Consider the following 26,581-nt stretch of genomic DNA (forward strand, 5'->3'; position numbering starts at 1 on the left):
GACGTGACTTCGGTGGCCTTCAACCACGACGGCACCACCCTCGCCACCGGCAGCAACGACGGCACCGCACGCCTGTGGGACGTCCGTTGCGAAGTGGCCATGGCCGATCTCCCGCAGGAACAACGACAAGCGTGTCACTTCTGAGACTCAGATCCATGAAACCGGCCACACGAAGGAAGCCTTACTCAGGAGACCTTTGATCCGATGGTCACCCCGCCCCAGCCACGAGGAAACCCCAGGCCAGAACGGTTGAACCCGTATCCTCACCTGGGGCAGAGCGCCTCGTGGTGCTCCTGGTGTGCTTCCCGGTACCGGCTACCGCACCGGCACCACACCACCCGACCCAGCCGGCGCCGCCGCTCCGCGCAGCAGAGCGGCGGTCGCCTCGGCCGCGGCCCTGGCAACGTCCGGGAACACGCTCTGGTAGGTGTCCTGGGTGAAGTGGGTGGTGGAGTGGCCCAGCTCGGCTGAGACCACCTTCACGTCCGTTCCCGCGGCCAGCGCCATCGAGGCGGCCCCGTGGCGGAGCCCGTGCAACGTGATCGGTGGGAGTCCGGCTGCCCGTGCGATGCGGGCGAACCAGTCGCTCACATGCGAGGGGTGCCACCCTGAGCCGTTCTGGCGGGTGAACACCAACCCCGAATCCGCCCACTCGGCCCCGGCTTTCAGGCGGGCCTGGTTCTGGAACTTCTTCCACCCCCGCAGCACCTTGACGGTGTCGGCGTCCAGGGTGATGGTGCGCTGACCCGCCTCACTCTTCGGCGTCGAAGTGAACGTTTCCCAGGACAACTGCACCACCTGGGTACGGATATCAGCCTCAGCGTCGGTCAGTCGCGTGTCCGCCCAGGGCAGCCCGACGGCTTCGCCCCGCCGTAGGCCCTTGAGGGCGATCAGGTGGAACAACGGGTGCAACCACACATACCTGCGCGCGTGCTCCAGGAAGGTACGGGTCTGTTCCGGAGTCCACACCATCACCTCCCCCGGGATCGTCCCGTCCTTCTTCCACTGGGCCACCCGCCCCGGAGTCCACACCAGCGGGCGTTTCCTCGGACACGAGGGCAACCTCGCATGGGAGGCGACGTTGACCGACACCGCCGCCTCCGGGCTGCGCACCGCGTCCGACAGGGCGCTGCGCAAAGTGGCGCGGATCCGGTGCTTGCTCGACAAACCGATGACCCGCTGCCCGCGCACCAAGACCCGCACCCGGGGGTCTTCGGATTCTCGGCACTCGAGAATGCGGGTGTTGGTCTCCTCGATGGCTGCGAACATCGCCTCGACGTGGCGGGCCTGCAACCGGTCCAGGCGGATCGTGCCCAGGTGCGGGGCGAGGTACTTGCGGATGTGGCCGGCGTAGGAAGCACGGGTTCCTGAGGCGAGGTCGGGCTTGCCGGCGAGCCACTCCTTGAGCCATGCGGCGAGGGTGGGTGGTTCGGTGCGCACGTCCACCGCCATCGCCACCCGCGCACGTGTCTCCTCCAGGTCCGGAAGCGGACGGCGTTTCCGCAAGGAGTCCTGGATCAGGTCGGCGATCTGGACCCGCACCTCTTCTTCATGCCGGGCCAGGTCGAGCAGCACCTTGAGGTGGTCGAGTGCCTCCCACGCCTCCTCTTGTGAAGTCAGGCCCGTCCTGCGGGCCTGGCGCCGTCGACCGTCGCGGGTGCGGGGCAGTTCGAGTTGGTAGCCCCATTCTCCGTGGCGGGGGTTCCACGCCCCGCCCGCCGGTCCGCCTGGGCCACCTGTCCGGGAAGGTCCACGAGCCTGCCCCGGGTGCGATAGGGGTGCGTGGTCACCACGACCACCCCGCCCGGCACGAGCAGCACACGGCAGGCGGCCATCATCCTGGTGAAGGGATCGATCAGCTTCTCAGGGCGCTGGTAGGCGAGGTCGGCCGCACGCCGGTCCCGGTCCCGGTCGCGCGAGTAGCGGTGTGCGTGCTTTTCCACCGGGTTCGACGCACCTCGCTCGGACAGGCGAACAGCACGGCCCGGATCCGCGGCGAACGCAGATCCGGGCCGCTGTCATCCAGACGTCAGGCCTTCCCGGAACCAGGATCCATTCGTCCCAGAAGCGCTGACATTCTTTCCCTGGTCGTGGTGTGCGGTTCCTCGGTTTCAGCCGAGCGGAGCACGGATGTCGCCTCCGTCGGCAAGGACCCGTCCGGCCACCCTTCCAGAGCGGCGATCGCTGCTGAACGTGCCCCGATACAGCGGTTGCGCAGGCCGGCACGGATGAGCGGCCAGCCCGATCCCGGGACGTGGACGAGGCAGTGCAGGACACTGGTCAAGGCACGGTCGTTCTCGTACCCGGGTCCTACCGACGACGCCTCGGACGGTCCTGTCGACAACTCGTCCATCGGCAAGAGGGCCCCGGCGAGTCCCACGAGCTCGTTCACACGCTCGGGGGCGACCCAGCGGAAGGCCCAGTGCCAGGCGGAGGAGTCCTGTGGTGCGATGCGCAGACGCCGTAGGACATCGTCGAACGGTTTCATCCCCAGGCGGTCGGCCGCCCCCAGCGCAACGGCGAAATCCCTTGCCTGCGGGTCGGCCAGACCCGCACGGACCTGCGCTTCCCATGCGGAACGCTCCAGTACGCGGGCGAACCGTCGGCCGAGTTCGGCGACCTTGTCGGCCGAGTGCGCCAGTCCCTCGGGCCCGGCGCGCAAGTGGTCGCGGATGACAGCCAGGCCGGTGAGGCGCCCCAGGGTGGCGGGCGCGGTATCGATCAGTTCGGCGTAGCGCTCCAACGCGGCCGGCGCGTCCGGGTAGTCGGCCAGTCCTTCGGCCGGGCCGCCCTCGGACAGGGCCATGGCGCTGAGGATGCCGCCCGCACCGTCGAGCAGTGCGTCGTCCACGTCCCCTTGGGCCCCGTCGCCGGCAAGGGCCTCCACCAGCCCGCCGTTCACTGCGGCGAAGTGGGCGAGGTACTCGTTCATGACACCGTTGCGGAACCCCTCACGCAGCAGCCATGCGCGTACGGCGGGGTCGGTGGTACCCGCCAGCCGCTTCACCGCGTGGATGCGGCCCCACCCCGTGGCCCGCCGGGCGAGACGGAACAGGTCCGGTTCGGGGTCGGGTACGGCACGCCGCAACGCGACGGCCGCGTAGAGGGTGAACTCGTCCAGCGACCCGAGCAGGAGGAAGAGGTCTCGTTCGCGTTCGTCTCCGCACAATCCCAGCAGCGCGAGCGCGATCTTGATCGCGTTGCGGTGGGTGCCGTGCTCGACCGTCCACCGGGCGAGGACCCGTGTACGGCGACGGGACACCTTGCGTGCGGCAAGTGGTTCGAGGAGATGGTCCACGACCGTCAGGGCGTCGGTGTCGGCGAGCGCGTCGTGGAAGAGCTGCGCGGCAGCGACGTCGGGCGGTCCCTCGACGGTCCGTGAGACGACCTCGGCCAGGGTGTCGGCCCGTTCCGTCTTCGAGTCGATCCCGAAGTGGTGGGTGCGGATCCCGTCGAGGACAACGCTGTGCATCACGTTGTTGGCCCAGTCGGGCGGATCGTCGGGAAACGGGTAGCCGTCGTCCGGCCAGGGAGGTTCACCGTGCTCGGCGAAAAGAGAGGTGACGTGTTGAAGAAAAGTGGATCGTCCGTCAGCAGGAGCGCCGAGGGTCCACTCAGAGGGGCTCAAAGGCCCGGGCGGAGGCCGCCCTTCCATGAGATCTGCGTGATCATGACGGCAAGAGTGGCCTATTTCGCTCTCAGGTGCAAGGGCGGATCTGCTGATCTTCCACGCATGGACAGACAAGAGCCGTAGAACCGGCATAGAGAATCCACGAATCGAGGCGGTTCCCAAGCGATCTGTGATCCGAGGGTCAACACACCCGGACCACGAGGAAACCGCAGGCCAGGGTCGATGAACCCCCACCCTCATCTGGGACCGTAGGCCCTGAGGTGCTCCTGGGGGGCTCCCCGGTATCGGCTTGGAGTGTCCTGCATTTTCCGGAGCCGTCGATGCCCGGTAGCGTCAATGACATCGGTGACGCGGCCACTGCAGGGCCGCACCTCACCGGCGCGAAGGTCGGAGGAGCTGCCGAAGATGTTCCAAGGGCTGGCGCGGTACGTGCCCGCGGTGAATGACGCGACGGTGCGCGGCATGGTCTACCCCCGGCGATCGCTGGTCCTGGTCTCCGGGGTGCCCGGGGCCGGGAAGAGCACCCTGCTGCGGCGGCTGTTCGGACTCCGCGAGAACGAGGAGCGGACCGTGCTCACCGCGGAGGGTGTGCGGGTGATCGACTCGCTGCAGTCGCGGTACCGGCTGGGACCGTTGCTCGGGCGGATCCCCTACCCGCTGTGGCGCTGGGTGGTGCACGTACTGCACCTGGTCCGGGTGGCCGCGGCGTTGCGCGGCGGCCCGGTGGTGCTGCACGAGTGCGGGACCCGGAGCCCGGTCCGCGTGCTGCTCGCCCTGCTCTGCCGACTCCGCCGGTACGAGATGCACGTGGTGATGATCGACGCCACCCCGCGGGAGGCCCGCAACGGGCAGGACGCCCGGGGGCGGCGGGTGTCCGAGCGCAGCCACCGGGCGCATTCGCGGCGCTGGCGACGGCTCCGCGCGGCCACCCGGCGCAGGCCGACGGCGTTCGCGCCGGGCGTGCGCAGTCTGCTCGCACTCGACCGGCACCGGGCGCAGGAGCTGGCCTGGATCCGTTTCGGTCCCTGCGCGGATATCCATGGTCCCCTGTACACCGCGAGGGAGTCGCCCCCTGGCGAGCTCGAACTCGTGATGTCCGATACCTAGCGGCACCGGTCGGCCGAACCCGCTCCGGACCGGGGATCCGCGCAGCAGCGCGGCGGTGGCCCCGGCCACGTCCGGGAACACCGTCCGGCGGGCGTCCCAGGCGAAGGCGTCGTCACACGGTCCAGCCCGGCCGGGCGCACCTTCACGTCCGACCTCGCGGCCGGAACGGGACGCCGCCGCAGCGCGGCCCGGGAGATGTCGTCCCCGTGTCAGACGCCGGGCCCGGGGCGAGGCCCCGTGTAGGGCGGGCCGACCGGGAGGGCGAAAAGCGGGCGGATACGCTGCTGAGCGGGGAAGGCCGCGGATCTTCGCGGTGATGGGTTCTCTGCTCGACTGCACTCTCGCGGCGTACGTCCGCGATCCCGGCGAACGGTGAGGTGGACGGCCATGGACAAGCCGCGTGGGAAGGACTCGTTCTCGTTGCTGTACAGGACGGGGTTCCGTATCAACTACGCGCTCCTGCACGTCATGGGCCCGGCGTCCCAGTCCCCCGAAACCGATCCGCAGAACCGGGCGAAGAAGGAGTACGACCGTCGGCGCGGACTCCACCGGGCGTGGAAGGCGCACCGGCGGTCGGAGCAGCACGACCGCGCCTGAGGCGTTCGCCGGCTCCGGTCCCCTGCGAACGGGCAGGGGCCGGGCGCCCGTCCGGGCCCCGGCTCCTCGGCGGCTCCGGTGGTCTTCCCCGTAGACGCGGGGCAGGACGCCTCCCTCAGTGCTCACCGACGTCGAGGGCCCCGCGTACGGCGGCTTCCACCCCTCCGGTCCAGGGCTGCCCGTGGCCGGGGAGGACGGTGGCGGCGCCCGTGGCCGCCAGGGCGTTCAGGGAGGCCAGGGCCTGGCGCGTGTCCTTGGTGGCGGCGGAGGCCACGATCTGCGGACCCGTCCGCCCGGTGTAGGGATCGAGTGTGACCAGGGCGTCGCCGCTGATGACGGTGGCGCGGTCGGGCAGGTGCAGGGCACAATGGCCGTCCGTGTGGCCGGGGGTGTGAACGGCGACGGGCCGGCCGGGCACCGGCAGGGCGGTTCCGGTCGCCAGTGGTTCGACCCGTTCCACCCCCTTCACGTTCAGCGCCCCGGCCGCGGCCATGCTCACGAGCAGGGGCAGGGAGCGGGGGTGGGCGAAGGGGTAGAGGAAGCGGTTGCGCTGGGGTGAGTACCGGTAGGGATGGGCCGCCAGGCGCGCGTCGCCCGGGTGGACCAGCACGGGCACCCCCCATTCCCGTTGTGCCCGTGCCGCGAGGCCGACATGGTCGAAATGACCGTGGGTGAGCACCAGCGCCCCGACCTGGTCCGGGTTTCGGCCGCGTTCCTCGAGGGCTCGCAGGACCATGGGCCACATGCTCGGCAGGCCCGCGTCGACGAGGGTGACGCCCTCCTCGTCCTCGACCAGGTAGCAGTTGACGTGGGCGTGGGTGACGAGGTGGACGCCGTCGGCGACTGTACGGGTGGGCATGGGCAACCTCGTTCGTCGGCACCGTGCTGTGCTCTCCCCTCCCAGCCTGTGGGGCCGACCTGGGCCGGTCAAGCGTGCCGGGGCCATGGGTTCGGCAAGGATGCCGGACACGGTCGTGGCCGGACCGCGGCGGTTCCTCCGCCCGGGGCCGGGCCGGAAAACGGGGTGCGCCGCCGGGCGGGGGGCGGCCAGACTGGGTCGATGGACATGCACGAGGGCCAGGTCGCGGTGTCCGCGGAGTGGGCTGCCCGCATCGTCGCCGCCGAGTTCCCGGAGTGGGCCGGGCTGCCGCTCGCGCCCGTGCTCCCCGGGGGCACGGACAACGCCGTGTTCCGCCTGGGCGAGGGGTTCTCGGTGCGCTTCCCGCTGCGGCCGGGTGACCCCGGGGAGGTCGGCCGCCGACTGCGGGCGGAGGCCTCGGCCGCACGCGAGCTGTTCGGGCGCACACGGTTCGCCACCCCCGCTCCCGTGGCGATCGGGGGGCCGCGGGAGGGGTACCCGCTGCCGTGGGCGGTGCAGACCTGGCTGCCGGGGACCCCGGCCGACCGGCTCGACCCGGGCGGGAGCACGGGGTTCGCCCTGGACCTGGCCGAGTTCGTCCGCGGGGCACGGGCCGTGGACACACACGGCCGGACGTTCCGGGGAGCGGGTCGCGGCGGCCGGATCGCCGACCACGACGCGTGGATGCGCACGTGCCTGGAGCGCAGCGAGGGGTTGCTGGACGTACCGCGGCTGCGCGGGCTCTGGGAGGGGATGCGGGAGCTGCCCCGGAGCAAGGAGCCCGACCTCATGTGCCACGGCGACCTGATCCCCGGCAACCTGCTGGTACGGGACGGGCGCCTGGCCGGGGTCCTCGACGTCGGCGGTCTGGGGCCTGCGGACCCGGCACTGGACCTGGTCTGTGCCTGGCACCTGCTCGACGAAGGGCCGAGGCACGCGTTCAGGGAGGCCCTGGGCAGCGGCGACCAGGAGTGGGAGCGAGGCCGGGCCTGGGCCTTCCAGCAGGCGATGGGGCTGGTCTGGTACTACCGGTACAGCAATCCGGCCATGAGCCGCACGGGGCGGCGGACCCTGGAACGGATCACCGGCGCGACCCGGTGAGCGTGCCGGTCCGGACCGTCTCGCGCCCCGCTCCCGGCGGCGCCTCCCGAAACCGGCTCCGCGCCCCCTGCCTGGTGGAACACGCCCTTCTCCCCCGCCTCTGACCAGCGGGACGTTTTGCCTGGATTTTTCGTGGTAGTGGTTAGTCCTGAGGGCAGGAAGAACGAATTCGGACAATGGCCATTGGACAGGAGATCCATGAGCCAAGACAATGGAAGCGAAGGCCGCCCCCCGCCTCGCTCCCCAGGCAGAAAATCAATGATGGAACGCTTGCGGGAGGCCCGGGAACAGTTCGAGGAGATCACCGGGATCGAAGTCGAGAGCGTTTCCAGTTTCGAGCGGGACGGCGAAGGATGGAGCCTGAACCTGGAGACACTCGAGTTACGACGCGTCCCGGACACGGTGAGCATGCTGGCCACCTATTCCGTGGAACTCGACTCGGACGGTGAAATCCAGGGCTACCGGCGCGTGAAACGCTACACGCGAGGCCGTTCCGACGGGACATGACCCCATTTTCTGCGCACTGGACAGGAGTATCTGCCCTTCGGTTCTTCACTGACGAAAAGGAGCACGATTCCGATGACCGTGATGCAGCAGTCCTCCGGCGGGGGCCGGAGTTCCGGCAACCTCTACGAGGTCCTGGAACTCATCCTCGACAAGGGGCTGGTGGTCGACGTGTTCGCGAGGGTCTCGCTCGTGGGCATCGAACTCCTCACCGTCGACGTCCGTATCGTGATCGCGAGCGTCGACACCTACCTGCGCTTCGCCGAGGCGTGCAACCGCCTGGACCTGACCAGCAGCGGCGGAGCCGGGCTCCCCGACCTGGTGAACGGCGGCATGGAGAAGGGCGCGCGCAGCAAGTCCAAGGGCGCGCTCTCCGGCGCCGCCGAGGCCATCTCCGAGTCCTTCTCCAAGGGGCAGGACGACGAGAGGGGTGAGGAGAAGGCCCCGGCCCGCTCCCGCCGCCGCGCCTCCGCCAAGAAGGAGGACGAATGAGCACGTACGTCTACGGCATCGTCCGCGACGACGAGTCGCTCGACCGCCTGAAGCTCACCGGGGTCGGCGAGAGCCCCGCCCCCCTGCGCTTCGTCCGCGCCGGCGGCCTGGCCGCGGCGGCGAGCGACGCACCCGAGGGGCTCCGCGCCAAGCGGCGCGACCTGACGGCCCACCAGGACGTGCTCCAGACCCTGGCCCAGGGGCACGGCGTCCTGCCACTGCGCTTCGGCGCGGTGAGCGCGGACGACGAGGCGGTCGCGGCCGAGCTCGACCGCGGGGCCGACCACTACTCCGAGCTGCTCGCCCGGCTGGCCGAGCGGGTGGAGTTCAACGTCAAGGCCACGCACATCGAGGAGGCGGCGCTGCGGCTGGTGCTCCTCGAAGACGAGTCGCTCCGGGCCAGGAACGAGGCCCTGCGCGCCTCGGGCGGCGGCACGCCCGCCGAGCAGATGGAGTTCGGCGAGCAGGTCTCCCAGGCCCTGGAGGTTCTGAGGCAGCGCGACGCCGAGGCCGTCACCCGGCCCCTGGCCGCGCACGCCGAGCGCGTGGCCATGGGCCCCCTCGTGGGCGGCTGCCTGGCCAACGTCTCGCTCCTGGTCCGGAAGGACCGGACCGAGGACCTCCTCCGCGTCGCGGGTGAGCTCCAGCAGAAGTGGGGGACCCTCCTGGAGATCCGGGTCAACGGCCCGCTTCCCCCCTACAGCTTCGTGACGGCTCCGCCGCGCTGAACCGGGGCACGACCGCCCCGGCCCGAACGAGAGGAGGGCGCATGGGCCTTCTCCGCACGATCCTCACCGCTCCCGCCGTCGCTCCGGTCCGGTTCGCGGACTGGACTGCGCGCCAGGTCCTGGAGGCCGCCGAGCGGGAGGTGTACGACCCTTCGCGGATCCGGCAGCGCCTGGCCGAACTGTCGGAGCGGTTCGACCGGGGCGAGCTGTCCGCGGACGAGTTCGACAGGCTCGAGGACGAGCTGCTGGACGAGCTGGAGGAAGCCGAGAGGTACCAGGGTCTCCGATAGACGACATTGAGGTGTGAACCCGTGAGTGACACGGCGAAAATCGTGGCCGCCGCCGTAGGCGGTTACATCCTCGGCCGGAAGAAGAAGCTGAAGCTCGCCCTGGGGCTCGGCCTCTACCTCGGCGCGAAGAAACTCGACATCAAGCCCCAGATGCTCGCCCAGGGCCTGCTGAAGGAGGTCTCCTCCCTGCCTCTGGTGGGCGAGCTGAGGAACCAGTCGCGGGAGCAGCTGCTCGACGTGGGCAAGGCCGCCGCGGGCAACCTGGCCGGCAAGTGGGCGGGGTCCCTGGCCGACTCCCTCAACGAACGGACCGAGAGCCTCCGGTCCGGCGCCGGGAAGGGCGCGGCGGACACCGTCACCGGCGGGTCGGAGCGGTCCGAGGACGGGGAAGGGGCCCGCGAGGACGACGAGGACACCGGCGCGCCCTCCTCCGAGAAGGACTCCGAGGGGTCCTCCCCCGACAAGGGCGGGCGCAAGGCCAAGGTGAGGAAGACGGCGCCGGGGCGGGCCGCGGCGGGCGCCGCCGGGAAGGCGGGCAGCGGTACGCGCAAGGCCGCCCAGCGCAAGCGCCCGGCACGCAAGGGCGGCGAGGAGGACGGTGATGGGCGTGGCTGAGTCCGAGGGCCCCCTGGCCCGCCTGCGCTCCGCCGCCGACAGGAACGAGGGCACCTCCAGGCTCGCCGACGCGGTCCAGGACTACGTCGGCGCCAAGGCGAGCAGTGTGGTGACCGGCGCCGCCCGCAAGCTCGGCAGCACGGTCGGGCGGTTGTCCGGCGAAGGTGTCGCCGGCGCCCCCGTGGTGGGCGAGGTCGGCCGCAAGCTCGTCCAGGGCAAGGGCCCGGCCAAGGCCGTGGTCACCGGCGGGGCCAAGGGCCTCAAGAACAAGGCCGGGAAGGCCTTCGGCAAGGGGGGCGGGGGCGGCAGGCCCTCGAAGAGCGTCAACATCGTCGAGGACATCGACGTCGGCGTCCCCGTGCGTGTGGCCTACAACCAGTGGACCCGCTTCCCCGACTTCGGCTCCTTCGCCGAGGGCGTGCAGAGCGTGGAGAAGACCGGCGACACCACCTCGCACTGGAAGGGCAAGGTCTTCTGGTCGAGCCGGAGCTGGAAGGCCGCCGTCACCGAGCAGGTGCAGGACCACCGGATCGCCTGGTCGACGGAGGCCGCCAAGGGCACCATGAAGGGGGCGGTGACCTTCCACCCCCTGGGGGAGAACCTCACACGGGTCCTGCTGGTGGTGGAGTACTACCCCAAGGGCCTCTTCGAGCGCACCGGCAACCTCTGGAGGGCCCAGGGCCGACGCCTTCGGCTGGACCTCAAGCACTATCGGCGCCAGGTCATGATGATGGCCCTGTCCGAGGCGGAGGAGATGCAGGGCTGGCGCGGGGAGGTGCGCGAGGGCGAGGTCGTCCTCTCCCACGAGGACGCCCTGGAGCTCGAGGAGGCCGGCCTCTCCGAGGAGCAGTGGGAGGAGCTGGCGCGGCTGGACGAGGACGAGGCCGCCGAACTCGCGGAGCTGGACCCGGAGGAGCGGGAGCGGCTCGCGGAGCTGGACCCCGGCCCCCCGCACGAGGACGACCCCGACGACGGGGACGACCCCGACGACGGTCCGTCCGACGGGGACGGGCCCCGGGGCGAGGCGTCGGAGGAGTTGGAGGAGGACCCGGAGGAGACCGACGAGGAACTCCTCGACGAGGAGCCGGAGGACGAAGAGCCCGAGGACGAGGAGCCCGTTGATGAAGAGCCTGCGGACGAGGATTCTGATGAGGCGGACGAACAGGACCTGGACGACGACGAGGAGTACGTCGACGAGGACGAGCCCCGCGCCGACGAGCGCTCCTGAGCCGGGCGGCCCCGCAGGTCCGGGAGCCGGGGCGCCGAAGCCGACGGGGGCGTGCCCGTGACCCGCACCCGTGCGCCCCGGCCCGGTGCGGAGGAAGGGGGGACCCGTGAGTGAACCGACACCGTGGCGCGGCGAGCCCCGGCAGATCCGCTCCTCCGGAGGCTCCTCGTCCGCCAACCTCGCCGACGTCCTGGAGCGCGTGCTCGACAAGGGCGTGGTCATCGCCGGCGACATCAAGATCAACCTCCTCGACATCGAGCTCCTCACCGTCAAGCTCCGACTCCTCGTCGCCTCGGTGGACAAGGCCAAGGAGATGGGCATCGACTGGTGGGAGCACGACCCCGCGCTGTCCTCTCGCGCGATGAAGCGGGGGGACGAGGAGCTGGAGGAGGAGAACCGGCTCCTGCGCGAGCGCATCGCCGCGCTGGAGGAGGGACGGGCGCCCCAGGTCGCAGCGGACGGGCGGGCGGACGCCTCCCCCGAGGACGCGGCCGGCGCCGCCGCGCTGGGAGGCGGGGCCTCCGGGGCCGGGACCGACGGCGAGGAGGAGCATGGACAGGGCTGAATACGCGAGCTACGTCTACGCCGTGTGCCGTCCCCCCGGGGCCGGTGCGCTCGACGGGGCGACCGGGGTCGGGGGGCATCCGGTGCACCTCGTGGCCGAGGGCGACCTCGCCGCCGTGGTCAGCGCCGTCCCCCTGGACGAGTTCGACGAGGCGGCCCTCCAGGCCAACCTCGAGGACCTGCGCTGGTTGGAGGCGGTGGCCAGGGCGCACCACGGCGTCGTCGACAGGACCGCCCGCCGGACCGTGGCCGTGCCGCTGAGGCTGGCGACGGTCTACCGCGGGGACGGGCGCGTGCGCCAGGTGCTCCGGGAGGAGCACGCGTCCTTCGACGCCGTCCTGCGGCGGCTGGAGGGCTGCGTCGAGCTGGGGGTCAAGGTCTACGCGGAGACCGGCGCGCGCCGTCCCGAGGACGCGCCGCGGGCCGAGGCGGCGCCTCCGGGCGAGAGCCCGGGCAAGGCCTACCTCCGCAGGCGCAGGCAGCAGCGCGAGAGCCGCGACGACGCCTGGCAGCGGGCCGCGCGGCTGTGCGAGGAGGCCGACGAGGTGCTGGGAGCGCTGTCCCGGGCCCGCGAGCACCACCGGCCCCAGGACTCGGCGCTCTCGGAGGCCCCCGGCGAGAACGTCATGAACACCGCCTACCTGGTGGAGGACGCCCGTGTGGAGGCCTTCCTCGACACGGTGCGCGAGCTGGACTCCCGGGCGTCGGCGGGTACGCGGGTCGAGGTCTCCGGGCCGTGGGCGCCCTACTCCTTCGCCTCCCCGGGGGTGGGCGTATGAGTCCGGTGGAGGGCCCGGACGCCCGTGACGGGTCCGCGTCCGGCTCCGCCCCGGGCCCCTACTCGCTCACGCGCATGCTGGACGAGGACCACCCCCTGGCCAACCGCGAGATCTCCCTGGTCGACCTGCTCGACCGCGTCCTGGCCAAGGGGGTGGTGATCACGGGGGACCTGACCGTCTCCATCGCCGACGTCGACCTGGTCCGGGTGTCCCTGCGTGCGCTGGTGTCCTCGATCAACGAGGACGTGCCCTCGCCGTGGGAGCACGGCCATCCCCTGGCCGGATGGATCCGTCAGGACTGACACCCGACCTCACCGAAGGGGGACAGCATGGCAGGAGGGACCGGGGACTCCCGGCAGCACACGGCGGGGGCGGTCGTCCGCGACCTGGACGGGGCCTCCGAAGCCGGTGGAGGGCGCGACCTCCTGGGCGAGCTCCAGAACGCGCTGGACGGCACGGCGCGGGGCGGGGAGGCCGCCCCCGAACCGCGGACGGAGCAGCAGAGGCTGCGCCACAGGATCGAGACCGAACCCGACACGGTGGAACGCGACCTGATCAAACTGGTGCTCACGGTGGTGGAGCTGGTGCGCCAGCTCATGGAGCGGCAGGCCCTGCGCCGGGTGGACCAGGGCGACCTCACCGAGGAGCAGGAGGAGCGCATCGGCATGACCCTGATGCTGCTCGACGAGCGGATGACCGAGCTGCGCGAGCGCTACGGCCTGTCCGCCGCCGACCTCAACCTCGACCTGGGTCCGCTGGGATCCCTGCTCCCCGGCGGAGACGGCTGACCGCCGACCGCCCCGGGGCCCGCCGCAGGCGTCCGCGGACACGCCCCGGGACCGTCCCCCGGGACCGCGACCGCCGGGCCCCGGGGCCCCTCCCACCGCGCCGCCCCGCCCGTGGAACCCGACCGGGCGGGGCGGCGCGCCGTCTGCACGGGAGTCCCGTGCCCCCGCCGTCCGGAGGGCGGCCCCGTGTCCGGGGTCGCGGACGCATCGGGCCTGGCAGAGGCCCCTCCTCCGCGGGACCGGGCGCCCGTCCGACCTGGGGGTGAAGGCCCCATGAACCGCAACTTAAATTGCAGAAGGTCATACTCACGCAATTAAAATTGCTGTAGCGTCACTGTCGTGAACTTCCACGAGCGTGTGAACGAGTACCGCGACCGGCTGACCAGGTCGGACCGCGTCCTCCTCGACGAACTCCTGGCCCACCCGGCGGAGGCCCCGCTGTGGCGGGGCGGGGACGTCGCCCAGCGCGCGGGGGTGCACCCCGCCGCCGCCACCCGCCTGGCGCAGCGCCTGGGGTACCAGGGGTACCTGGAACTGCGGGACGACCTGCGGGAGGACCGCGAGGCCCACCTCAACGGCGCCGGCGACCGGTTCCGCGCGGAGCTCCGGGGAGAGGGCCGCGTCCTGGACACGCTCCTGGCCACCGAGCTCGAATCACTGGCGGCCGTCGGAAGGCACGTGGACCAGTCGCAGATCGACGAGGTCGCCGACCTCCTGGTCGGCGCGCGCGTGGTCCACCTCTTCGCACGGGGCAACGCGGGGATCCTGGCCGAGCTCCTCGACGGACGGCTGCGGCGGTTCGGGATGCACTCGGTCAACCTCGTCGGCCCCGGGCGCGAGGTCGCCGAACGGGTGCTGGCGATGTCGGAGTCCGACGTCGTCGTGTCCTTCGCCTTCCGCCGCGCCCCGCGCAACCTCACGGACCTCTACGCCCGGGCCTCCGCCGTGGGCGCCCGCTCCGTCCTGATCACGGACACCCTCCACACCCTCGACCCCGCCCCGACCACCGTCCTGTCCGCCCCGCGCGGACACCAGGAGGGCTTCTCCTCCCTGAGCGTCCCGATGATGATCGCCAACGCCATCGTGCTCACCGTCGCCCAGCGGCACCCCGACGTCATCCTCCCCGCCCTCGACCGGCTGGACGGCCTGCTCACGGACTTCGGCTGACGCCACCGGCCGCAGTCCCCCGGCGTCCGTGCCCGCCCCCCTCCCCCACCTGCGCGAGAACTGACACAAAGGACCTGTCATGCGCTTTTCGAGAATGCTCTCCGCCTCCGTCGCCCTCCCCCTCGCCGTCTCCCTCGCCGCCTGCGGCGGCGGCGCCCCCCAGACCCCCGCCGCCGACGGGGGCGCGGACCCCCACGAACTCGACGACGCCACCCACGAGGAACTCGTCGAACTGGCCACCGAGGAGGGCGAGGTCACCGTCTACTCCTTCACCTCGCGCATCGCCTCGGTCGAGGAGGCGTTCGAGGCGGAGTACCCCGGCATCGACCTGATCGGCCACGACATCTCCTCCTCCGAGCAGATCACCCGGCTGCGGTCCGAGTCGCAGGCCAGCACCCCGTCGGCCGACGTCGCCTACATCTCCGACGCCCCGGTCGTCATCACCGAGCTCGTCGCGGGCGGCATCCTCCAGAACTACGTCCCGCCGCGGGTCGCGGAGACCGTTCCCGAGGAGTACCGTCAGCCGCTGCTGGCCAACCGCCTCTCGACCAAGGTCCTCATGTACAACGAGGAGGCCCATCCCGACGGCTCCCCGGTCGGGAACCTGTGGCAGCTGACCGAGGAGGAGTGGAACGGCAGGGTCGTCATGGTCGACCCCGCGGTCCGCGGGGACTACCTCGACCTCGTGGCCGAGATCGTGCGGCAGTCCGAGGCGATGGCGCAGGCGCACCTGGACCACTTCGGGACCGAGGTCGTCCTCGACGACGGCGTCGAGAACGCCGGTCAGCAGTTCGTCAAGGACCTGTACGGCAACGGACTGGTCCTGGTCGACGACACCGACAACGTCAACCAGGCGGTGGGCGCGGCGGGCCAGGACGACCCGCCGGTCGGCTTCACCTCCTACTCCGACCGCCGGGACAACGAGGAGGAGGGGTGGGCGCTCCAGGCCTCCCTGGGGACCGCCCCCTCGCCGGGGATCACCTTCCCGGCCTACATCGGCATGGTGCGCGACTCCGACAGCCCGGCCGCCGCCCGGCTGGTCGCGGACTTCCTCATGGGCGACGAATCGGAGACGGGCGGCCCCGCCTTCGACCCCTTCTACGTCCCCGGCGACTACCCGGTGCGCACCGACATGGCGGCCCCCGGGGGCGCGGTCTCCCTCGACGAGCTCGGCGCCTGGGACATCTCCCCCGAGGAGACGGCGCAGATCCGCGACGACGTCGCCGACTTCCTGCTGACCCTGTAGGCCGCGTTCCGCGGACCGTTCCGGGCCTCGCGAGCGCCGAGCCGGCCGGGAGCGTCCGCGGAACACGTCCCGGGGCGCGTCCCCGGGCGCCCCCACTGCGCCGCGCCGCGGAACACGTCCCGGGGCGGTCCCCCCGCCCCTGAGAGAGGATTCCATGAAGAGGGCACCCGCCCCCCGCCGCACGACGGTCGGCAGCACGCTGGCACGTGCGCGGACCGCCCTCGGGCAGCCGACCGCCGTACTGGGCGCCGGCACCCTGCTCGTCCTCGCCGTCCTCGTGGTCGCGCCGCTCCTCGGGCTGGTCAACACGACCCTGACGGCCGGCAACCGCGAGGCGTGGACGGACGTCTTCGCCAGCCCGATGTCGGAGAACCTCCTGTGGAGGCCGATGGGCAACTCGGTCCTCATGGGGGTCGCCACCGCCGCCGGCTCCACGGTGATCGGCGGCTTCCTCGCCTGGGTGGTCGTGATGACCCGGCTCCCGGGGCGCGGGATCCTCGGCCTCCTGGCGACGATCCCGTTCGCCCTGCCGAGCTTCGCCCTGGCACTGGCGTGGGAGTCGGTCTTCCGCAACGACCTGATCGGCGGTTCCACCGGCATCCTCATGAACCTGGGGATCCCCGTCCCCGACTGGCTGGCCTGGGGGCCGGTGCCGATCGCCGCGACCCTGACGGCCCACTACTTCTCGCTGTCGTTCATGCTCGTCGCCGCCGCCCTGGCGAGCGTCAACGGCGACCTCATGGAGGCCGCGGAGCTGACGGGCGCCCCGACGATGCGCGTGGCCCGCGACATCGCGCTGCCCGTCGTGGCCCCGGCGATGGTCTCGGGCGCCCTGCTCGCCTTCGCCGAGGGCGTCTCCAACTTCGTCACACCCGCGCTCCTCGGCCTGCCCGTCCGGTTCCACACGCTCTCGACCCGCCTGTACGGGGCGATCTCCACGGGCGACGTCTCACGCGGATACGTGCTGTCCATCGTGCTCATCCTCGTGGCCGCGATGATCATGTACGCCTCGACGAGGATCACCGGCGGCAGGCGCAGTTTCGCGACGATCACCGGCAAGGGCGGCCGCCGCCGGGGCGTCGACCTGGGGCCGTGGGCGCGGCCGGTGGCCGCGGTCGCGTGGCTGCTGGTCACCTGCACCACCGTCGTCCCCGGCCTGGTGCTCGTGTTCAGCTCGCTGACCCTGCGCACCAACGACTTCTCGTCGGGCCTGACCCTCCACTACTGGATCGGCGGTTCCGACCCCGCCCTCGCCCAGGGGCAGCGGGGCATCCTGAACAACCCGCAGATCCTCCAGGCCACCTGGAACACCGTGCTCCTCGGGGTGTGCGTCGCGGTCTGCGCGGGCGTCCTCGGCCTGCTCGTCTCCTACGTCATCACCCGCTCCGGCGGGCCGAGGTGGCTGAGGGGGACCATGGGCGTCCTCTCGTTCGTGCCGTTCCTCATCCCCGGCATCGCGCTGGGCGCCGCGTTCATCGCGCAGTTCGGTGCGCCCATCGGTCCGATCCCGAGCCTGTACGGGACGTTCGCGATCCTCGTGCTGGCCGGGATCGCGGCGACGATCCCGTTCGCGGTCCGGTCGGGCACCTCGGCGCTGGGCCAGGTGTCCAAGGACGTCGAGGAGTCGGCGGTGATGGCGGGGGCGGGGCTGTTCCGCAGGATCGGCTCCGTCATCGCTCCCCTGACGGCGCGCGGCCTGTTCACGGGAGGGGTGCTCGTGTTCGTCCAGATGGTGCGCGACCTCTCCCTCGTCGTGCTGCTGGCGACCCCCGCGATGCCCGTCCTGGCCGTCCTCACCTACCAGTACTCGTCGGAGAACTTCACGCAGTCGGCCAACGCGGTCACCGTCGTCATCGCGGTGATATCGGTTGCGGCGACCATCATCGCGCGGCGCTTCGAGGGCGCCGCCCAGCCCTGGAACTCGAACTCATGACCTCCACGATCGGCACCGATCGGGCGGAAAGGACCGGCATGCGCTCCGAGGCGTCTTCGGCCTCCCTGACCATCACCGACCTCCGGAAGGACTTCGGCGGCACCGCGGCCGTCGACGGCATCTCGGTCGACGTCCCGGCGGGCTCCTTCCTCGTCCTCCTCGGCCCGTCCGGCTGCGGGAAGACGACGACCCTGCGGATGCTCGCGGGGCTGGAGAACCCCACCGGCGGCGAGATCCGGTTCGGGGACCGCGTCATCGCCCGGGGCGACGGCACCGCGCTCGTGGCGCCCGCCGAGCGGGGGGCCGGGCTGGTCTTCCAGTCCTACGCGCTGTGGCCGCACAAGACGGTGCGGCAGAACATCGAGTGGCCTCTGACCGTCGCGAGGTGGCCGAAGGAGGAGCGCCGCTCCCGGGGCGACCGGGTGCTGTCGATGCTGGCGATCTCCGACCTCGCCGACCGGTACCCGGGGGAGATCAGCGGCGGGCAGCAGCAGCGCGTGGCGATCGCCCGCATGATCGCGCCGCAGCCCGAGGTGCTGCTCTTCGACGAACCGCTGTCCAACCTCGACGCGAGGCTGCGGGTCGAGACCCGCGGGGAGCTCATGCGCGTCCACCGCTCCAGCGGCGCCACGAGCGTCTACGTCACCCACGACCAGGTCGAGGCGATGACCATGGCCACGCACATCGCGCTCATGAAGGACGGCCGGATCGAGCAGTTCGGCACGCCGCGGGAACTGCTGGAGTCGCCGCGCACGGCGTTCGCCGCCACGTTCATCGGCACTCCCCCGGCCAACATCGTCGAGTGCCGGGTCCACGAGGGGAGGCTGCGGGCGTTCGGCGTCGACTGCGGCGCCGCCCCGCCCCCGTCCGGGGGCGGGACCGTCAGGGCGATGTACCGGGCCGGTTCGGTCGGGATCGCCGCCGACGCGTCGGAACCGGGGTGTGTGGAGGCGACGTTCGCCGACCAGGTGCCGATGGCCGACAGGTGGGTCATCGGCGTCGACCTCCCCGACGGGACGCGGATGCACGTCTCCCGCGACACGCCGGTCGGACTGCTGCCCGGTGACGCGCTCGGCGTGCGCCTGCCGTCGGCGCCGGACGCGTACTTCGACGCCTCCGGTGAGCTCCTGGACGCCGAGGTGTCCGGATGATGCGGCTTCTCCTGGTCCGCCACGGCGAGACCGCGTGGAACGAGGAGCGCCGCCTCCAGGGGCAGCGGGACGTCGGGCTGTCCGAGGCCGGGCGGCGGCAGGTCTCCGCCCTGGCGGAGACGGTCGGGTACCTGGCCCCCGGGTACGTCGTCACCTCGGGCCTGCGCCGCACGCGGGAGACCGCGGAGGTGCTCGGCGTCCGTCCGGACGCGCGCGACCCCCGGTTGAACGAGGCGTACCTGGCCGGCTGGGAGGGGCGCTACTCGGCGGAGGTCAGGGCGGAGGACGGCGGCGTGTACGCCGCGTGGCGCGCGGGGCGGTTCCACCCGCCGGGGGCCGAGAGCTTCGGCGAGCTGACCGAGCGGGTGGTCGCCGGGCTCGACGCCGCCGTGCGGCGGGCCGCGGACGGCGGGCACGAGCTGCTCATGGCGGTCACCCACGGCGGGCCGGCGCGGGCCTTCCTGACGGCCGCCGTCGGGCTCGACCCCGCCCGCACGGTCCCGAGCCACCCGGCCAGCCTCAGCATCGTCGACGTCGACCCCGGGGCCGCGTCCCTCCTCGAACCGGGGGCGGCCAGGCTCCGGCTGTTCAACTACTCGCCGGCGATGTCGCCGCTGGACCCGCCGGACTGACGGCCGCGGGACGGGGACCGGTCGGGAGCCCCCCGCCGGGGCGGCCTCCGGTCCGCGCCCCAGGGGCCCGCGGCCCCGACGGCACGGCCGCCGCCGGCGGTGGTGCCGGCCCCGCCTGGCCGGCCCCGCCGCCGTGCCCGGCGGACTCCCCGACAGGCTCCGCGACGGAGAGGTCCTCCCGTCGTGTACGGGGCCCGCCCCGTCGGGCGTGCGCCCCGGAACGGCCCGCGACCCCGGCGGGACGGGGCCGCCTACCCCGCCCGGCGGGCCCTGACCCCGTCCAGCACCAGGTCCAGCACCTGGTCGAAGTAGTCGTTCTCCACGGCGAGGGCGTCCGGCTCCGACACGGCGGCGGCGACCGCCCCGTCGTGCTCGCCCGAGTCCCTGGAGCGCATCGCGCGCACCGCGACCGCGGACGTGGCCGCGCCGAGCATCTGGTTGGACACCGCCCGGATGGCGACCGCCTGCTCCTCCTCGCTCCCCCCGCACTGCTGGAGCGCGGCGATGATCCTCCTCGAGAGCGCGACCGCGTTGGGCCCGACCAGGGGCCGGGCCCCGGCGAACTCCGCGGCCCAGGCGTGCGCGGTCAGAGCCGCGTAGAACCGGTACGCGGTCTCCTTCACCGCGGCGTCCCAGGGGGCGTCGGGCCCCGGCAGGACGGCCGCGGCGTCGGCCAGGATGCCGTCCACCGCCAGGTCGACGAGGTCCTCCCTCCGCTCCACGTACCAGTAGAGGCTCGTCGCGTGCACGCCGAGTTCGGCGGCGACCTTGCGCATCGTCAGCGCCGAGGAGCCCTCCCGGTCCAGCAGCCCGATCGTCGCGGTGACGATGCGCTCCCGGGTGAGCGCCGGCTGGGTGCGGCGGCGGCGCTCGGGGCGGCTGAAGACGCTGTCGAACTGCTGGTCGGATCGTGGTTCTGCCATGTCCGACAGCATACAACGGAACCTACGTTGTATGTCTTTCTCAAACAGTGTATGTTTCTCGGCATGAAGAACGAGCACCTCTCCACGCATCCCCGTCCCTCCGCCCCCACCGCCCCCGCGGTGGACCCGGCGCGGACGACCGTCCTCGCACCGCGCGGCCTCACCGCCTTCCTGGTGATCGCCTTCGCCTTCTCCTGGATCGCCTGGTGGGGAGGCACGCTCCTGCTCGACGGCGCCAACCCGATGCCGGCCGTGCTCGTCGGCAGTTTCGGCCCGATGGCGGCGGCGGTCCTCGTCACCGCCGCGACCGAGGGCAGGTCCGGGGTGGGCGCCCTCTTCCGGCGGTACTCGCCGCTGCGCAGGGGCGGCGTCACGCCCTACGCGATCGCGGTGCTCGCGGTCCTGGCCATCGCGGCCTCGGGCGTGATCGCCGTCCGCCTGCAGGGGGCGACGGTGGACGGGGCCGCGCTCGACGCCGCGCTGATGGCGGTCCCCGTGCAATTCCTGCTCATCGCCCTGGTCGGCGGCGGCAACGAGGAGCTGGGCTGGCGCGGATTCGCGCTGCCGCGGCTCCAGGGCTCGCTGCCCCCGCTCGCGGCGAACGCGGTCCTCGGCGCGGTCTGGGCGGTGTGGCACGCCCCCCTGTTCTCCATGGCCGGCACGGTCCAGGCGCAGATGTACTTCCCCGCCTACGCCCTGCTGTGCGTCGGACTGACGGTCGTCCTCGGCCACGTCTTCAACTCCTCCCGCGGCGGCGTGCTCGCCGCGGTGATCGCCCACACCGCGATCAACGTCGTCTCGGGCCTCAAGGGGGCCGCGGTGGGAGACCCCGCCGGAGCCCCCGAGGTCGCACTGGTCGCCCTCGTCGCGGTGTTCCTCGTGGTGGTCACCCGCGGCCGCCTGGGACTGCGCGGGACCGACGCCCCCCAGCGCTAGAGCCCTCCCGACCGCCCGTGCCGGCGCCCCCGGCCGTCGATCCCGACGGCCGGGGGCGCCCGTGTCCGCCCGGGGGCGGGGTCAGCCGCCGACGTAGTCCGCGAGGTGCTCGCCGGTGAGGGTGGACCGGGCGGCGACGAGGTCGGCGGGGGTGCCCTCGAAGACGATCCGGCCGCCGTCGTGCCCGGCGCCCGGCCCGAGGTCGATGATCCAGTCGGCGTGCGCCATGACCGCCTGGTGGTGCTCGATGACGACGACCGTCTTCCCGGAGTCGACGAGCCGGTCGAGCAGGCCGAGCAGGTGCTCGACGTCGGCGAGGTGGAGCCCCGCGGTCGGCTCGTCGAGGATGTAGACGCCGCCCTTCTCCGCCATGCGCGCGGCCAGCCGGATCCGCTGCCGCTCGCCCCCCGACAGGGTGGTGAGCGGCTGGCCGAGCGTGAGGTAGCCGAGGCCGACGTCGGAGAGGCGTCGCAGGACGGCGTGCGCGGCGGGCGTGCGCGCCTCCCCCGAGCCGAAGAACTCCTCGGCCTCGGCCACCGGCATCGCGAGCACCTGGCCGATGTCGCGTCCGCCGAGGCGGTACTCCAGCACCGAGGCCTGGAACCTCCTGCCCTCGCACTCCTCGCAGACGGTGGCGACGCCGGCCATCATCGCCAGGTCGGTGTAGACCACGCCCGCACCCTTGCAGGCGGGGCAGGCGCCCTCGGAGTTGGCGCTGAACAGCGCCGGCTTCACGCCGTTGGCCTTCGCGAACGCCTTGCGGACCGGGTCGAGCAGCCCGGTGTACGTCGCCGGGTTGCTCCGCCGCGAACCGCGGATCGGACTCTGGTCGACGGACACCACGCCCTCACGGCCGTGGAGCGAGCCGTGCACGAGGGAGCTCTTGCCCGATCCGGCGACGCCGGTGACGACGGTGAGCACCCCGAGCGGGATGTCGGCGTCGACTTCGCGCAGGTTGTTGGCGCTCGCCCCGCGGATCTCCAGCGCGCCGGAGGGCTCGCGCACCGCCTCCTTGAGGGAGGCCCGGTCGTCGAGGTGGCGGCCGGTGAGGGTGCCGCCGGCCCGCAGGCCCCCGACGGTGCCCTCGAAGCAGACGGTCCCGCCCCCCGTCCCGGCGCCCGGGCCGAGGTCCACGACGTGGTCGGCGATCGCGATCGTCTCCGGCTTGTGCTCGACGACGAGGACCGTGTTGCCCTTGTCGCGCAGCCGCAGCAGGAGGTCGTTCATCCTCTGGATGTCGTGGGGGTGCAGGCCGATGGTGGGCTCGTCGAAGACGTAGGTGGTGTCGGTGAGCGAGGAGCCGAGGTGGCGGATCATCTTGACCCGCTGCGCCTCACCCCCCGAGAGCGTGCCCGAGGGCCGGTCGAGCGCGAGGTAGCCGAGCCCGATCTCCACGAACGAGTCGAGGGTCCTGCCCAGGGAGGTGAGCAGGGGGGCCGCCGACGGCTCGTCCAGCCCGCGCACCCACGCGGCGAGGTCGCTGATCTGCATGGCGCACGCGTCGGCGATGTTGATCCCGCCGATCTTCGAGGAGCGCGCCGCCTCGTTGAGGCGCGTGCCCCCGCAGTCGGGGCAGGCGGCGAACGTCACCGCGCGTTCCACGAAGGCGCGGACGTGCGGTTGGAGCGAGTCGACGTCCTTGGACAGGAACGACTTCCGGACCTTGGGGATCAGGCCCTCGTAGGTGAGGTTCACGCCCTCGACCTTCACCTTGACCGGATCCCTGTGGAGGAAGTCCCGCATCTCCCGCTCGGTGAAGTCGCGGATCGGCTTGTGGGGGTCGAGGAAGCCGGACTCGGCGTAGGTCCGCACCGTCCACCAGCTGTCCGACTTCCAGCCGGGGATGGTGAACGCGCCCTCCGCGATCGACCTGGAGTCGTCGTAGAGCTGGGTGAGGTCGATGTCGGAGACCGTGCCCCTGCCCTCGCAGCGGGGGCACATGCCGCCGGTGACGCTGAATTCGCGGCGCTCCTTCACGGTCCGGCCGGCGCGTTCCGTCGTGACCGCTCCCGCCCCGCTGATCGAGGCGACGTTGAAGGAGAACGCCTGGGGGGATCCGATGTGGGGGCGCCCGAGTCTGCTGAAGAGGATGCGCAGCATCGCGCTGGCGTCGGTCGCGGTGCCGACGGTGGAGCGCGGGTCGGCTCCGAGCCTCTGCTGGTCGACGATGATCGCGGTGGTCAGCCCTTCGAGGACGTCGACGTCGGGCCGCGCCAGGGCGGGCATGAACCCCTGCACGAAGGCGCTGTAGGTCTCGTTGATCATCCGCTGCGACTCGGCGGCGATCGTGCCGAACACCAGCGAGCTCTTGCCCGAACCGGAGACGCCGGTGAACACGGTCAGCCGGCGCTTCGGGATCTCGAGGCTGACGTCGCGGAGGTTGTTCACGCGCGCGCCCTGCACGCGGATCAGGTCGTGGCTGTCGGCGGCGTGCTGCGCGGGCGGCTGCGTGCTCGCCCTCGGGGCGGTGGTCATCGTCTCTCCATCGTCGTCCGGACCGCCGGCGCGGTCCTCCTCGGCGTCTTCCGGCACGGTCGGGCCGGTGTTTCACGGCGCGTGCGGCCCTTCGGGCGGCGCGGGGGTGTCGTTCCTGCGCGGGCGCAGGAGCTCGTGGCGCGCGCCCGGCCCTTCGGGGCGGCGCGGGGCGGCCGCCGGTTCAGCGCTGCTGGATGCGGATCAGGTTGCCGGCGGGGTCACGGAAGGCGCAGTCGCGGATGCCGTAGGGCTGGAGGGTGGGTTCCTGGACGACCTCGGTGTCGGTGGCCTGGACCCTGTCGAAGACCTGGTCGAGGTCGGACGCGGCCAGGAGGATCCACCCGTAGGTGCCCTTGGCCATCATCTCGGCGATGGCGGTGCGCTCGGCGTCGGTGATGCCGGGATCGGTGGCGGGCGGTGCGAGCAGGATGCCGGTGTCGGGCTGTCCGGTGGGGCCCACGGTGATCCAGCGCATGCTCCCCTGCCCGACGTCGTTGCGGACCTCGAAGCCCAGGACGTCGCGGTAGAAGGCCAGGGAGGCCTCGGGGTCCTCGTGCGGCAGGACGCTGGTGTGAATGGTGATGTCCATGGCCACCACGCTAGTTCCGGGCCGGTGAAGGGCGCTTCTCGATTCCTGACCGGTCGGGTCACCTGTTTCTCGGGGGCCGGGGGAGGCGTGGCCCCGCTCCGGCTTCCCTGCGGGCGCCGGGGGCGGGCCGGGGAGCCCGGCGCACGGGCCCGTGCGCCGGAGGCACGGGCGTGCCCGTGTTCCGGCCCGCGGGCCGACCGCTTCCGGGCCGGGCGCCGACCGTGCGGTCGGCGCCCGGCCCGGGTCGTGCCCTCACCCCCGCGGGGGACGGGTCACAGGTCCCACGCGGTCCCGTAGCGCTCCGTCAGCTCGCGCACGTCCTCCGCCGAGAGCACGGAGAACCCGCCTCCCCGCAGCGAGACGACGATGCGCGAGGCCTCCTCCAGTTCCACGGCCCCGTCCAGGGCGGCCGCCGGGTCGGCCGCCGCCATGAGCGAACCGTGGTTGGCGAGGAGGGCGGCGCGGAAGGACCCGGGCAGGTCGGCGAGGTTGCGGGCGAGCCGCTCACTGCCCGGAGCCGCGTACGGCACCAGGGGCGCCTGGCCGACACGCATCACCAGGTAGGGCGTGACGGGCGGCAGCGCCGACGAGGCCGACCAGGCGGGCAGGCACGAGGCCGCGGTCGCGTGGGGCGAGTGCAGGTGGACGACGGACCCGGCGCCCTCGACCCGCCGGTACATCGCCAGGTGGAGCGGATACTCCTTGGAGGGAGGCGGGCCGGAGACGTGCTCCCCCTCCGGGCCCAGGACGGACAGGCCGTCGGGGTCCAGGTCCCGGAGGGACACCCCGGTGGGGCTCATCAGGGTGTGGTCCCCGGCGCGCACGGACACGTTGCCCGACGCGCCGGGGCTCAGCCCGAGGTCGACGGCGCGGCGTCCCGCCCGGCACAGCTCCCGCGCGGCCTCGCGTGGTGTGCGGTTCACAGGCCCCCCTCCCAGGCGCGGACGAAGAGGTCCTCGCGGCCGAAGTTCCCGGACTTGAGCATGAGGTGGATGTCCTCGCCGTCCCGGCGCCCGCGCATCCACGCGACGCCGGGGTCGATCTCGGGGCCGAGCGCGAGCGCGCCCACGCCGAGGCGCTGCACGACGGCTCCGCTGGTCTCGCCGCCCGCCACGAGGAGCGCCCGCGTCCCCGCGGCCACCAGGCGCTCGGCGGTCTCGGCCAGCGCCTCCTCGATGAGCGGGGCGTCCGCGGTGTCCACGACGTCCTCGGGGGAGGCGGTCGCGTACACGACGAAGGGGGCGTCCGCGGCCTCCAGCGCGGCGGACACCGCGGCGGACACGGCCGCCTCGAAGTCCTCCCGCAGGTCGGCGGGGCGCAGCTGCCGCCCTCCTCCGGCCGCGAGCGCGTGGCGGACCTGGCCCTGGGTGGCCCGCGAGGCGCTGCCGGAGAGCACGACGCGCGGCCCCCCGGGCAGGGCGACCGGCGTGCGCGCGAGCGTCCGGGGACCCCTGAGCCCCTGGGCGAGGGCGCTGCCGCCGGTCAGCAGGCGCAGGTCCTCCGTCGCCCGGGCGAGGGTGGCGAGGTCCTCGTCGGTGAGTGCGTCGACGACCACGAACCGGGCCCCGGCGCGGCTCGCGCGCGCGATGGCCTCGCGCACCGCCTCGTCGCCCCGGGCGACGGTCGGCCACGGCACCAGGGCGACGTCGTCCTCCCCACCGCTGACCTGGGGTGCGAGCAGGCGCAGCAGGTTCGAGTCGGTCATGGGCGTGAGGGGGTGGTGGCGCATCGGGGACTCGTCGAGGGGCTCGTCCCCCACGAACAGGTGGCCGCGGTAGACGGTGCGCCCGTTGGCAGGGAAGGCCGGCGCGACCACGGTGACGGTCTCGCCGAGGGCTTCGAGGAGGGCCTCGGCCACCGGGCCGATGTTGCCCGCCGGGGTGGAGTCGAAGGTCGAGCAGTACTTGAGGTAGAAGCGCTCGCAGCCCGCCCGCCGCAGCCTCGCGAGGGCGTCCATCGAGGCGGCGACCGCCTCGCCGGCGGGCATGGTGCGCGACTTCAGGGCGACGACGACGGCGTCGGCCCCGTCCGCGGCCCCGTCGCCGTCGGGGGCGTCGGAGCCCAGCACGACGGCGGTCCGGTATCCGGCGGACGTGAGGGCGAGAGCGACGTCGGTCGCTCCGGTGAGGTCGTCGGCGATCGCGCCGAGGGTCGCCATGGGTTCTCCTGTGGTCGGGTCGGATGGGCGGGGCCGGTCCCGGGCCCGCGGCCCGCGGGCCGTGGGCGCGGGGACCGGCCGCGCGTGG

At 72.7% G+C, this 26,581-nt stretch carries 28 protein-coding genes and 1 pseudogene; 20 read left to right on the forward strand and 9 right to left on the reverse strand.

Translation table 11 applies throughout. The annotated features are described in order from the left end of the window. The first annotated feature begins 12 nt into the window (after positions 1-12). The gene (locus ACFQBR_RS28565; RefSeq protein WP_378554896.1) at positions 13-144 is read left to right on the forward strand and encodes a hypothetical protein; all 132 of its coding nucleotides are present in this window, start codon (positions 13-15) and stop codon (positions 142-144) included. Between the two features lie 171 nt (positions 145-315). Here ACFQBR_RS28565 and ACFQBR_RS28570 read toward each other — a convergent pair. From ACFQBR_RS28570 to ACFQBR_RS28580, 3 genes and pseudogenes are all read right to left on the reverse strand, one after another. After that, a pseudogene (locus ACFQBR_RS28570) lies at positions 316-1,716 on the reverse strand (tyrosine-type recombinase/integrase); the annotation flags it as partial. Next, positions 1,617-1,943 (reverse strand): hypothetical protein, encoded by a 327-nt coding sequence (locus ACFQBR_RS28575; protein WP_344181100.1) that lies wholly within the window; start codon positions 1,941-1,943, stop codon positions 1,617-1,619. The gene ACFQBR_RS28575 and the pseudogene ACFQBR_RS28570, both read right to left, overlap by 100 nt. 86 nt (positions 1,944-2,029) lie before the next feature. Beyond that, positions 2,030-3,472, reverse strand: coding sequence for a hypothetical protein (locus tag ACFQBR_RS28580; protein ID WP_344181098.1), 1,443 nt, complete (start codon positions 3,470-3,472; stop codon positions 2,030-2,032). Between the two features lie 564 nt (positions 3,473-4,036). On the opposite strand from ACFQBR_RS28580, the gene ACFQBR_RS28585 reads away from it, so the two are divergent. Both ACFQBR_RS28585 and ACFQBR_RS28590 read left to right on the forward strand, forming a co-directional pair. Continuing rightward, positions 4,037-4,738: an AAA family ATPase gene (locus ACFQBR_RS28585; protein ID WP_344181097.1), complete on the forward strand. Its 702-nt coding sequence runs from the start codon at positions 4,037-4,039 to the stop codon at positions 4,736-4,738. A 387-nt stretch (positions 4,739-5,125) separates the two neighbouring features. Continuing rightward, positions 5,126-5,335 carry a hypothetical protein gene (locus ACFQBR_RS28590; protein WP_344181095.1) on the forward strand — a complete coding sequence of 70 codons (210 nt, stop codon included), beginning with the start codon at positions 5,126-5,128 and terminating at the stop codon, positions 5,333-5,335. Positions 5,336-5,450: 115 nt separating this feature from the next. On the opposite strand, the gene ACFQBR_RS28595 is transcribed toward ACFQBR_RS28590, so the two are convergent. Then, the gene (locus tag ACFQBR_RS28595; protein WP_344181093.1) at positions 5,451-6,194 is read right to left on the reverse strand and encodes an MBL fold metallo-hydrolase; all 744 of its coding nucleotides are present in this window, start codon (positions 6,192-6,194) and stop codon (positions 5,451-5,453) included. 201 nt (positions 6,195-6,395) lie between these two features. Here ACFQBR_RS28595 and ACFQBR_RS28600 point away from each other — a divergent pair, with 201 nt between their 5' ends. The 16 genes from ACFQBR_RS28600 to ACFQBR_RS28675 all read left to right on the forward strand — a co-directional run bounded on the left by ACFQBR_RS28600 (position 6,396) and on the right by ACFQBR_RS28675 (position 19,412). Continuing rightward, entirely contained in the window at positions 6,396-7,295 is a 900-nt protein-coding gene (locus ACFQBR_RS28600) for an aminoglycoside phosphotransferase family protein (RefSeq protein ID WP_344181091.1), read from the forward strand. A gap of 198 nt (positions 7,296-7,493) precedes the next feature. After that, the gene (locus ACFQBR_RS28605; RefSeq protein ID WP_267948540.1) at positions 7,494-7,802 is read left to right on the forward strand and encodes a gas vesicle protein GvpO; all 309 of its coding nucleotides are present in this window, start codon (positions 7,494-7,496) and stop codon (positions 7,800-7,802) included. 72 nt (positions 7,803-7,874) lie between these two features. After that, positions 7,875-8,291 carry a gas vesicle structural protein GvpA gene (locus ACFQBR_RS28610; RefSeq protein ID WP_267948539.1) on the forward strand — a complete coding sequence of 139 codons (417 nt, stop codon included), beginning with the start codon at positions 7,875-7,877 and terminating at the stop codon, positions 8,289-8,291. Next, the gene (locus ACFQBR_RS28615; protein ID WP_344181088.1) at positions 8,288-9,019 is read left to right on the forward strand and encodes a GvpL/GvpF family gas vesicle protein; all 732 of its coding nucleotides are present in this window, start codon (positions 8,288-8,290) and stop codon (positions 9,017-9,019) included. The genes ACFQBR_RS28610 and ACFQBR_RS28615 overlap by 4 nt, the downstream gene beginning before the upstream one ends. A gap of 41 nt (positions 9,020-9,060) precedes the next feature. After that, positions 9,061-9,309: a gas vesicle protein GvpG gene (locus ACFQBR_RS28620; RefSeq protein WP_267948537.1), complete on the forward strand. Its 249-nt coding sequence runs from the start codon at positions 9,061-9,063 to the stop codon at positions 9,307-9,309. A gap of 21 nt (positions 9,310-9,330) precedes the next feature. Beyond that, a complete protein-coding gene (locus tag ACFQBR_RS28625; RefSeq protein WP_344181085.1) occupies positions 9,331-9,924 on the forward strand; it encodes a hypothetical protein in 594 nt (197 codons plus the stop codon). After that, positions 9,911-11,152, forward strand: coding sequence for an SRPBCC family protein (locus ACFQBR_RS28630; RefSeq protein ID WP_344181083.1), 1,242 nt, complete (start codon positions 9,911-9,913; stop codon positions 11,150-11,152). Before ACFQBR_RS28625 ends, ACFQBR_RS28630 begins: the two co-directional genes overlap by 14 nt. Positions 11,153-11,258: 106 nt before the next feature. After that, a complete protein-coding gene (locus ACFQBR_RS28635) occupies positions 11,259-11,717 on the forward strand; it encodes a gas vesicle protein (protein WP_344181081.1) in 459 nt (152 codons plus the stop codon). Continuing rightward, positions 11,704-12,495 (forward strand): GvpL/GvpF family gas vesicle protein, encoded by a 792-nt coding sequence (locus ACFQBR_RS28640; protein ID WP_344181079.1) that lies wholly within the window; start codon positions 11,704-11,706, stop codon positions 12,493-12,495. The genes ACFQBR_RS28635 and ACFQBR_RS28640 overlap by 14 nt, the downstream gene beginning before the upstream one ends. Continuing rightward, the gene (locus tag ACFQBR_RS28645; protein ID WP_378554891.1) at positions 12,492-12,797 is read left to right on the forward strand and encodes a gas vesicle protein; all 306 of its coding nucleotides are present in this window, start codon (positions 12,492-12,494) and stop codon (positions 12,795-12,797) included. Before ACFQBR_RS28640 ends, ACFQBR_RS28645 begins: the two co-directional genes overlap by 4 nt. Positions 12,798-12,824: 27 nt before the next feature. After that, complete coding sequence (locus ACFQBR_RS28650) at positions 12,825-13,283, forward strand: gas vesicle protein K (RefSeq protein WP_344181077.1); 459 nt, start codon at positions 12,825-12,827, stop codon at positions 13,281-13,283. Between the two features lie 339 nt (positions 13,284-13,622). Continuing rightward, on the forward strand, positions 13,623-14,450 hold the full coding sequence (locus ACFQBR_RS28655) for a MurR/RpiR family transcriptional regulator (protein ID WP_267948530.1): 828 nt from the start codon (positions 13,623-13,625) through the stop codon (positions 14,448-14,450). Between the two features lie 79 nt (positions 14,451-14,529). Continuing rightward, the gene (locus ACFQBR_RS28660; protein WP_344181075.1) at positions 14,530-15,696 is read left to right on the forward strand and encodes an extracellular solute-binding protein; all 1,167 of its coding nucleotides are present in this window, start codon (positions 14,530-14,532) and stop codon (positions 15,694-15,696) included. A 154-nt stretch (positions 15,697-15,850) separates the two neighbouring features. Next, positions 15,851-17,629 carry an ABC transporter permease gene (locus ACFQBR_RS28665; RefSeq protein WP_344181073.1) on the forward strand — a complete coding sequence of 593 codons (1,779 nt, stop codon included), beginning with the start codon at positions 15,851-15,853 and terminating at the stop codon, positions 17,627-17,629. Beyond that, complete coding sequence (locus ACFQBR_RS28670; protein WP_344181071.1) at positions 17,626-18,780, forward strand: ABC transporter ATP-binding protein; 1,155 nt, start codon at positions 17,626-17,628, stop codon at positions 18,778-18,780. The genes ACFQBR_RS28665 and ACFQBR_RS28670 overlap by 4 nt, the downstream gene beginning before the upstream one ends. Further along, on the forward strand, positions 18,777-19,412 hold the full coding sequence (locus ACFQBR_RS28675) for a histidine phosphatase family protein (protein WP_267948526.1): 636 nt from the start codon (positions 18,777-18,779) through the stop codon (positions 19,410-19,412). The genes ACFQBR_RS28670 and ACFQBR_RS28675 overlap by 4 nt, the downstream gene beginning before the upstream one ends. A 251-nt stretch (positions 19,413-19,663) precedes the next feature. On the opposite strand, the gene ACFQBR_RS28680 is transcribed toward ACFQBR_RS28675, so the two are convergent. Continuing rightward, on the reverse strand, positions 19,664-20,347 hold the full coding sequence (locus tag ACFQBR_RS28680) for a TetR/AcrR family transcriptional regulator C-terminal domain-containing protein (RefSeq protein ID WP_267948525.1): 684 nt from the start codon (positions 20,345-20,347) through the stop codon (positions 19,664-19,666). A 39-nt stretch (positions 20,348-20,386) separates the two neighbouring features. On the opposite strand from ACFQBR_RS28680, the gene ACFQBR_RS28685 reads away from it, so the two are divergent. Next, on the forward strand, positions 20,387-21,271 hold the full coding sequence (locus ACFQBR_RS28685; protein WP_344181068.1) for a CPBP family intramembrane glutamic endopeptidase: 885 nt from the start codon (positions 20,387-20,389) through the stop codon (positions 21,269-21,271). An 81-nt stretch (positions 21,272-21,352) separates the two neighbouring features. Here the strand turns inward: ACFQBR_RS28685 and ACFQBR_RS28690 are convergent, their stop codons facing one another. The 4 genes from ACFQBR_RS28690 to otnK all read right to left on the reverse strand — a co-directional run bounded on the left by ACFQBR_RS28690 (position 21,353) and on the right by otnK (position 26,493). Next, positions 21,353-23,746, reverse strand: a complete 2,394-nt coding sequence (locus ACFQBR_RS28690; RefSeq protein WP_378554892.1) for an ATP-binding cassette domain-containing protein — start codon at positions 23,744-23,746, stop codon at positions 21,353-21,355. Positions 23,747-23,927: 181 nt separating this feature from the next. Continuing rightward, the gene (locus tag ACFQBR_RS28695; protein ID WP_344184287.1) at positions 23,928-24,335 is read right to left on the reverse strand and encodes a VOC family protein; all 408 of its coding nucleotides are present in this window, start codon (positions 24,333-24,335) and stop codon (positions 23,928-23,930) included. Between the two features lie 272 nt (positions 24,336-24,607). Next, positions 24,608-25,258: a class II aldolase/adducin family protein gene (locus ACFQBR_RS28700; RefSeq protein ID WP_267948521.1), complete on the reverse strand. Its 651-nt coding sequence runs from the start codon at positions 25,256-25,258 to the stop codon at positions 24,608-24,610. Then, positions 25,255-26,493 (reverse strand): 3-oxo-tetronate kinase, encoded by a 1,239-nt coding sequence (gene otnK, locus ACFQBR_RS28705; protein WP_344184286.1) that lies wholly within the window; start codon positions 26,491-26,493, stop codon positions 25,255-25,257. The genes ACFQBR_RS28700 and otnK overlap by 4 nt, the downstream gene beginning before the upstream one ends. Positions 26,494-26,581 lie beyond the last annotated feature (88 nt).

The organism is Nocardiopsis tropica (assembly GCF_042660575.1).
GTDB classification, from domain to species: Bacteria; Actinomycetota; Actinomycetes; order Streptosporangiales; family Streptosporangiaceae; genus Nocardiopsis; species Nocardiopsis tropica.

Bases quoted from the DNA above. Each gene is read 5' to 3' on its own strand.
- ACFQBR_RS28580 (WP_344181098.1), bottom strand. From the start codon at position 3,472: ATGCACAGCGTTGTCCTCGACGGGATCCGCACCCACCACTTCGGGATC.
- ACFQBR_RS28585 (WP_344181097.1), top strand. From the start codon at position 4,037: ATGTTCCAAGGGCTGGCGCGGTACGTGCCCGCGGTGAATGACGCGACG.
- ACFQBR_RS28590 (WP_344181095.1), top strand. From the start codon at position 5,126: ATGGACAAGCCGCGTGGGAAGGACTCGTTCTCGTTGCTGTACAGGACG.
- ACFQBR_RS28595 (WP_344181093.1), bottom strand. From the start codon at position 6,194: ATGCCCACCCGTACAGTCGCCGACGGCGTCCACCTCGTCACCCACGCC.
- ACFQBR_RS28600 (WP_344181091.1), top strand. From the start codon at position 6,396: ATGGACATGCACGAGGGCCAGGTCGCGGTGTCCGCGGAGTGGGCTGCC.
- ACFQBR_RS28605 (WP_267948540.1), top strand. From the start codon at position 7,494: ATGAGCCAAGACAATGGAAGCGAAGGCCGCCCCCCGCCTCGCTCCCCA.
- ACFQBR_RS28610 (WP_267948539.1), top strand. From the start codon at position 7,875: ATGACCGTGATGCAGCAGTCCTCCGGCGGGGGCCGGAGTTCCGGCAAC.
- ACFQBR_RS28615 (WP_344181088.1), top strand. From the start codon at position 8,288: ATGAGCACGTACGTCTACGGCATCGTCCGCGACGACGAGTCGCTCGAC.
- ACFQBR_RS28620 (WP_267948537.1), top strand. From the start codon at position 9,061: ATGGGCCTTCTCCGCACGATCCTCACCGCTCCCGCCGTCGCTCCGGTC.
- ACFQBR_RS28630 (WP_344181083.1), top strand. From the start codon at position 9,911: ATGGGCGTGGCTGAGTCCGAGGGCCCCCTGGCCCGCCTGCGCTCCGCC.
- ACFQBR_RS28640 (WP_344181079.1), top strand. From the start codon at position 11,704: ATGGACAGGGCTGAATACGCGAGCTACGTCTACGCCGTGTGCCGTCCC.
- ACFQBR_RS28645 (WP_378554891.1), top strand. From the start codon at position 12,492: ATGAGTCCGGTGGAGGGCCCGGACGCCCGTGACGGGTCCGCGTCCGGC.
- ACFQBR_RS28650 (WP_344181077.1), top strand. From the start codon at position 12,825: ATGGCAGGAGGGACCGGGGACTCCCGGCAGCACACGGCGGGGGCGGTC.
- ACFQBR_RS28660 (WP_344181075.1), top strand. From the start codon at position 14,530: ATGCGCTTTTCGAGAATGCTCTCCGCCTCCGTCGCCCTCCCCCTCGCC.
- ACFQBR_RS28665 (WP_344181073.1), top strand. From the start codon at position 15,851: ATGAAGAGGGCACCCGCCCCCCGCCGCACGACGGTCGGCAGCACGCTG.
- ACFQBR_RS28670 (WP_344181071.1), top strand. From the start codon at position 17,626: ATGACCTCCACGATCGGCACCGATCGGGCGGAAAGGACCGGCATGCGC.
- ACFQBR_RS28675 (WP_267948526.1), top strand. From the start codon at position 18,777: ATGATGCGGCTTCTCCTGGTCCGCCACGGCGAGACCGCGTGGAACGAG.
- ACFQBR_RS28680 (WP_267948525.1), bottom strand. From the start codon at position 20,347: ATGCTGTCGGACATGGCAGAACCACGATCCGACCAGCAGTTCGACAGC.
- ACFQBR_RS28685 (WP_344181068.1), top strand. From the start codon at position 20,387: ATGTTTCTCGGCATGAAGAACGAGCACCTCTCCACGCATCCCCGTCCC.
- ACFQBR_RS28690 (WP_378554892.1), bottom strand. From the start codon at position 23,746: ATGACCACCGCCCCGAGGGCGAGCACGCAGCCGCCCGCGCAGCACGCC.
- ACFQBR_RS28695 (WP_344184287.1), bottom strand. From the start codon at position 24,335: ATGGACATCACCATTCACACCAGCGTCCTGCCGCACGAGGACCCCGAG.
- otnK (WP_344184286.1), bottom strand. From the start codon at position 26,493: ATGGCGACCCTCGGCGCGATCGCCGACGACCTCACCGGAGCGACCGAC.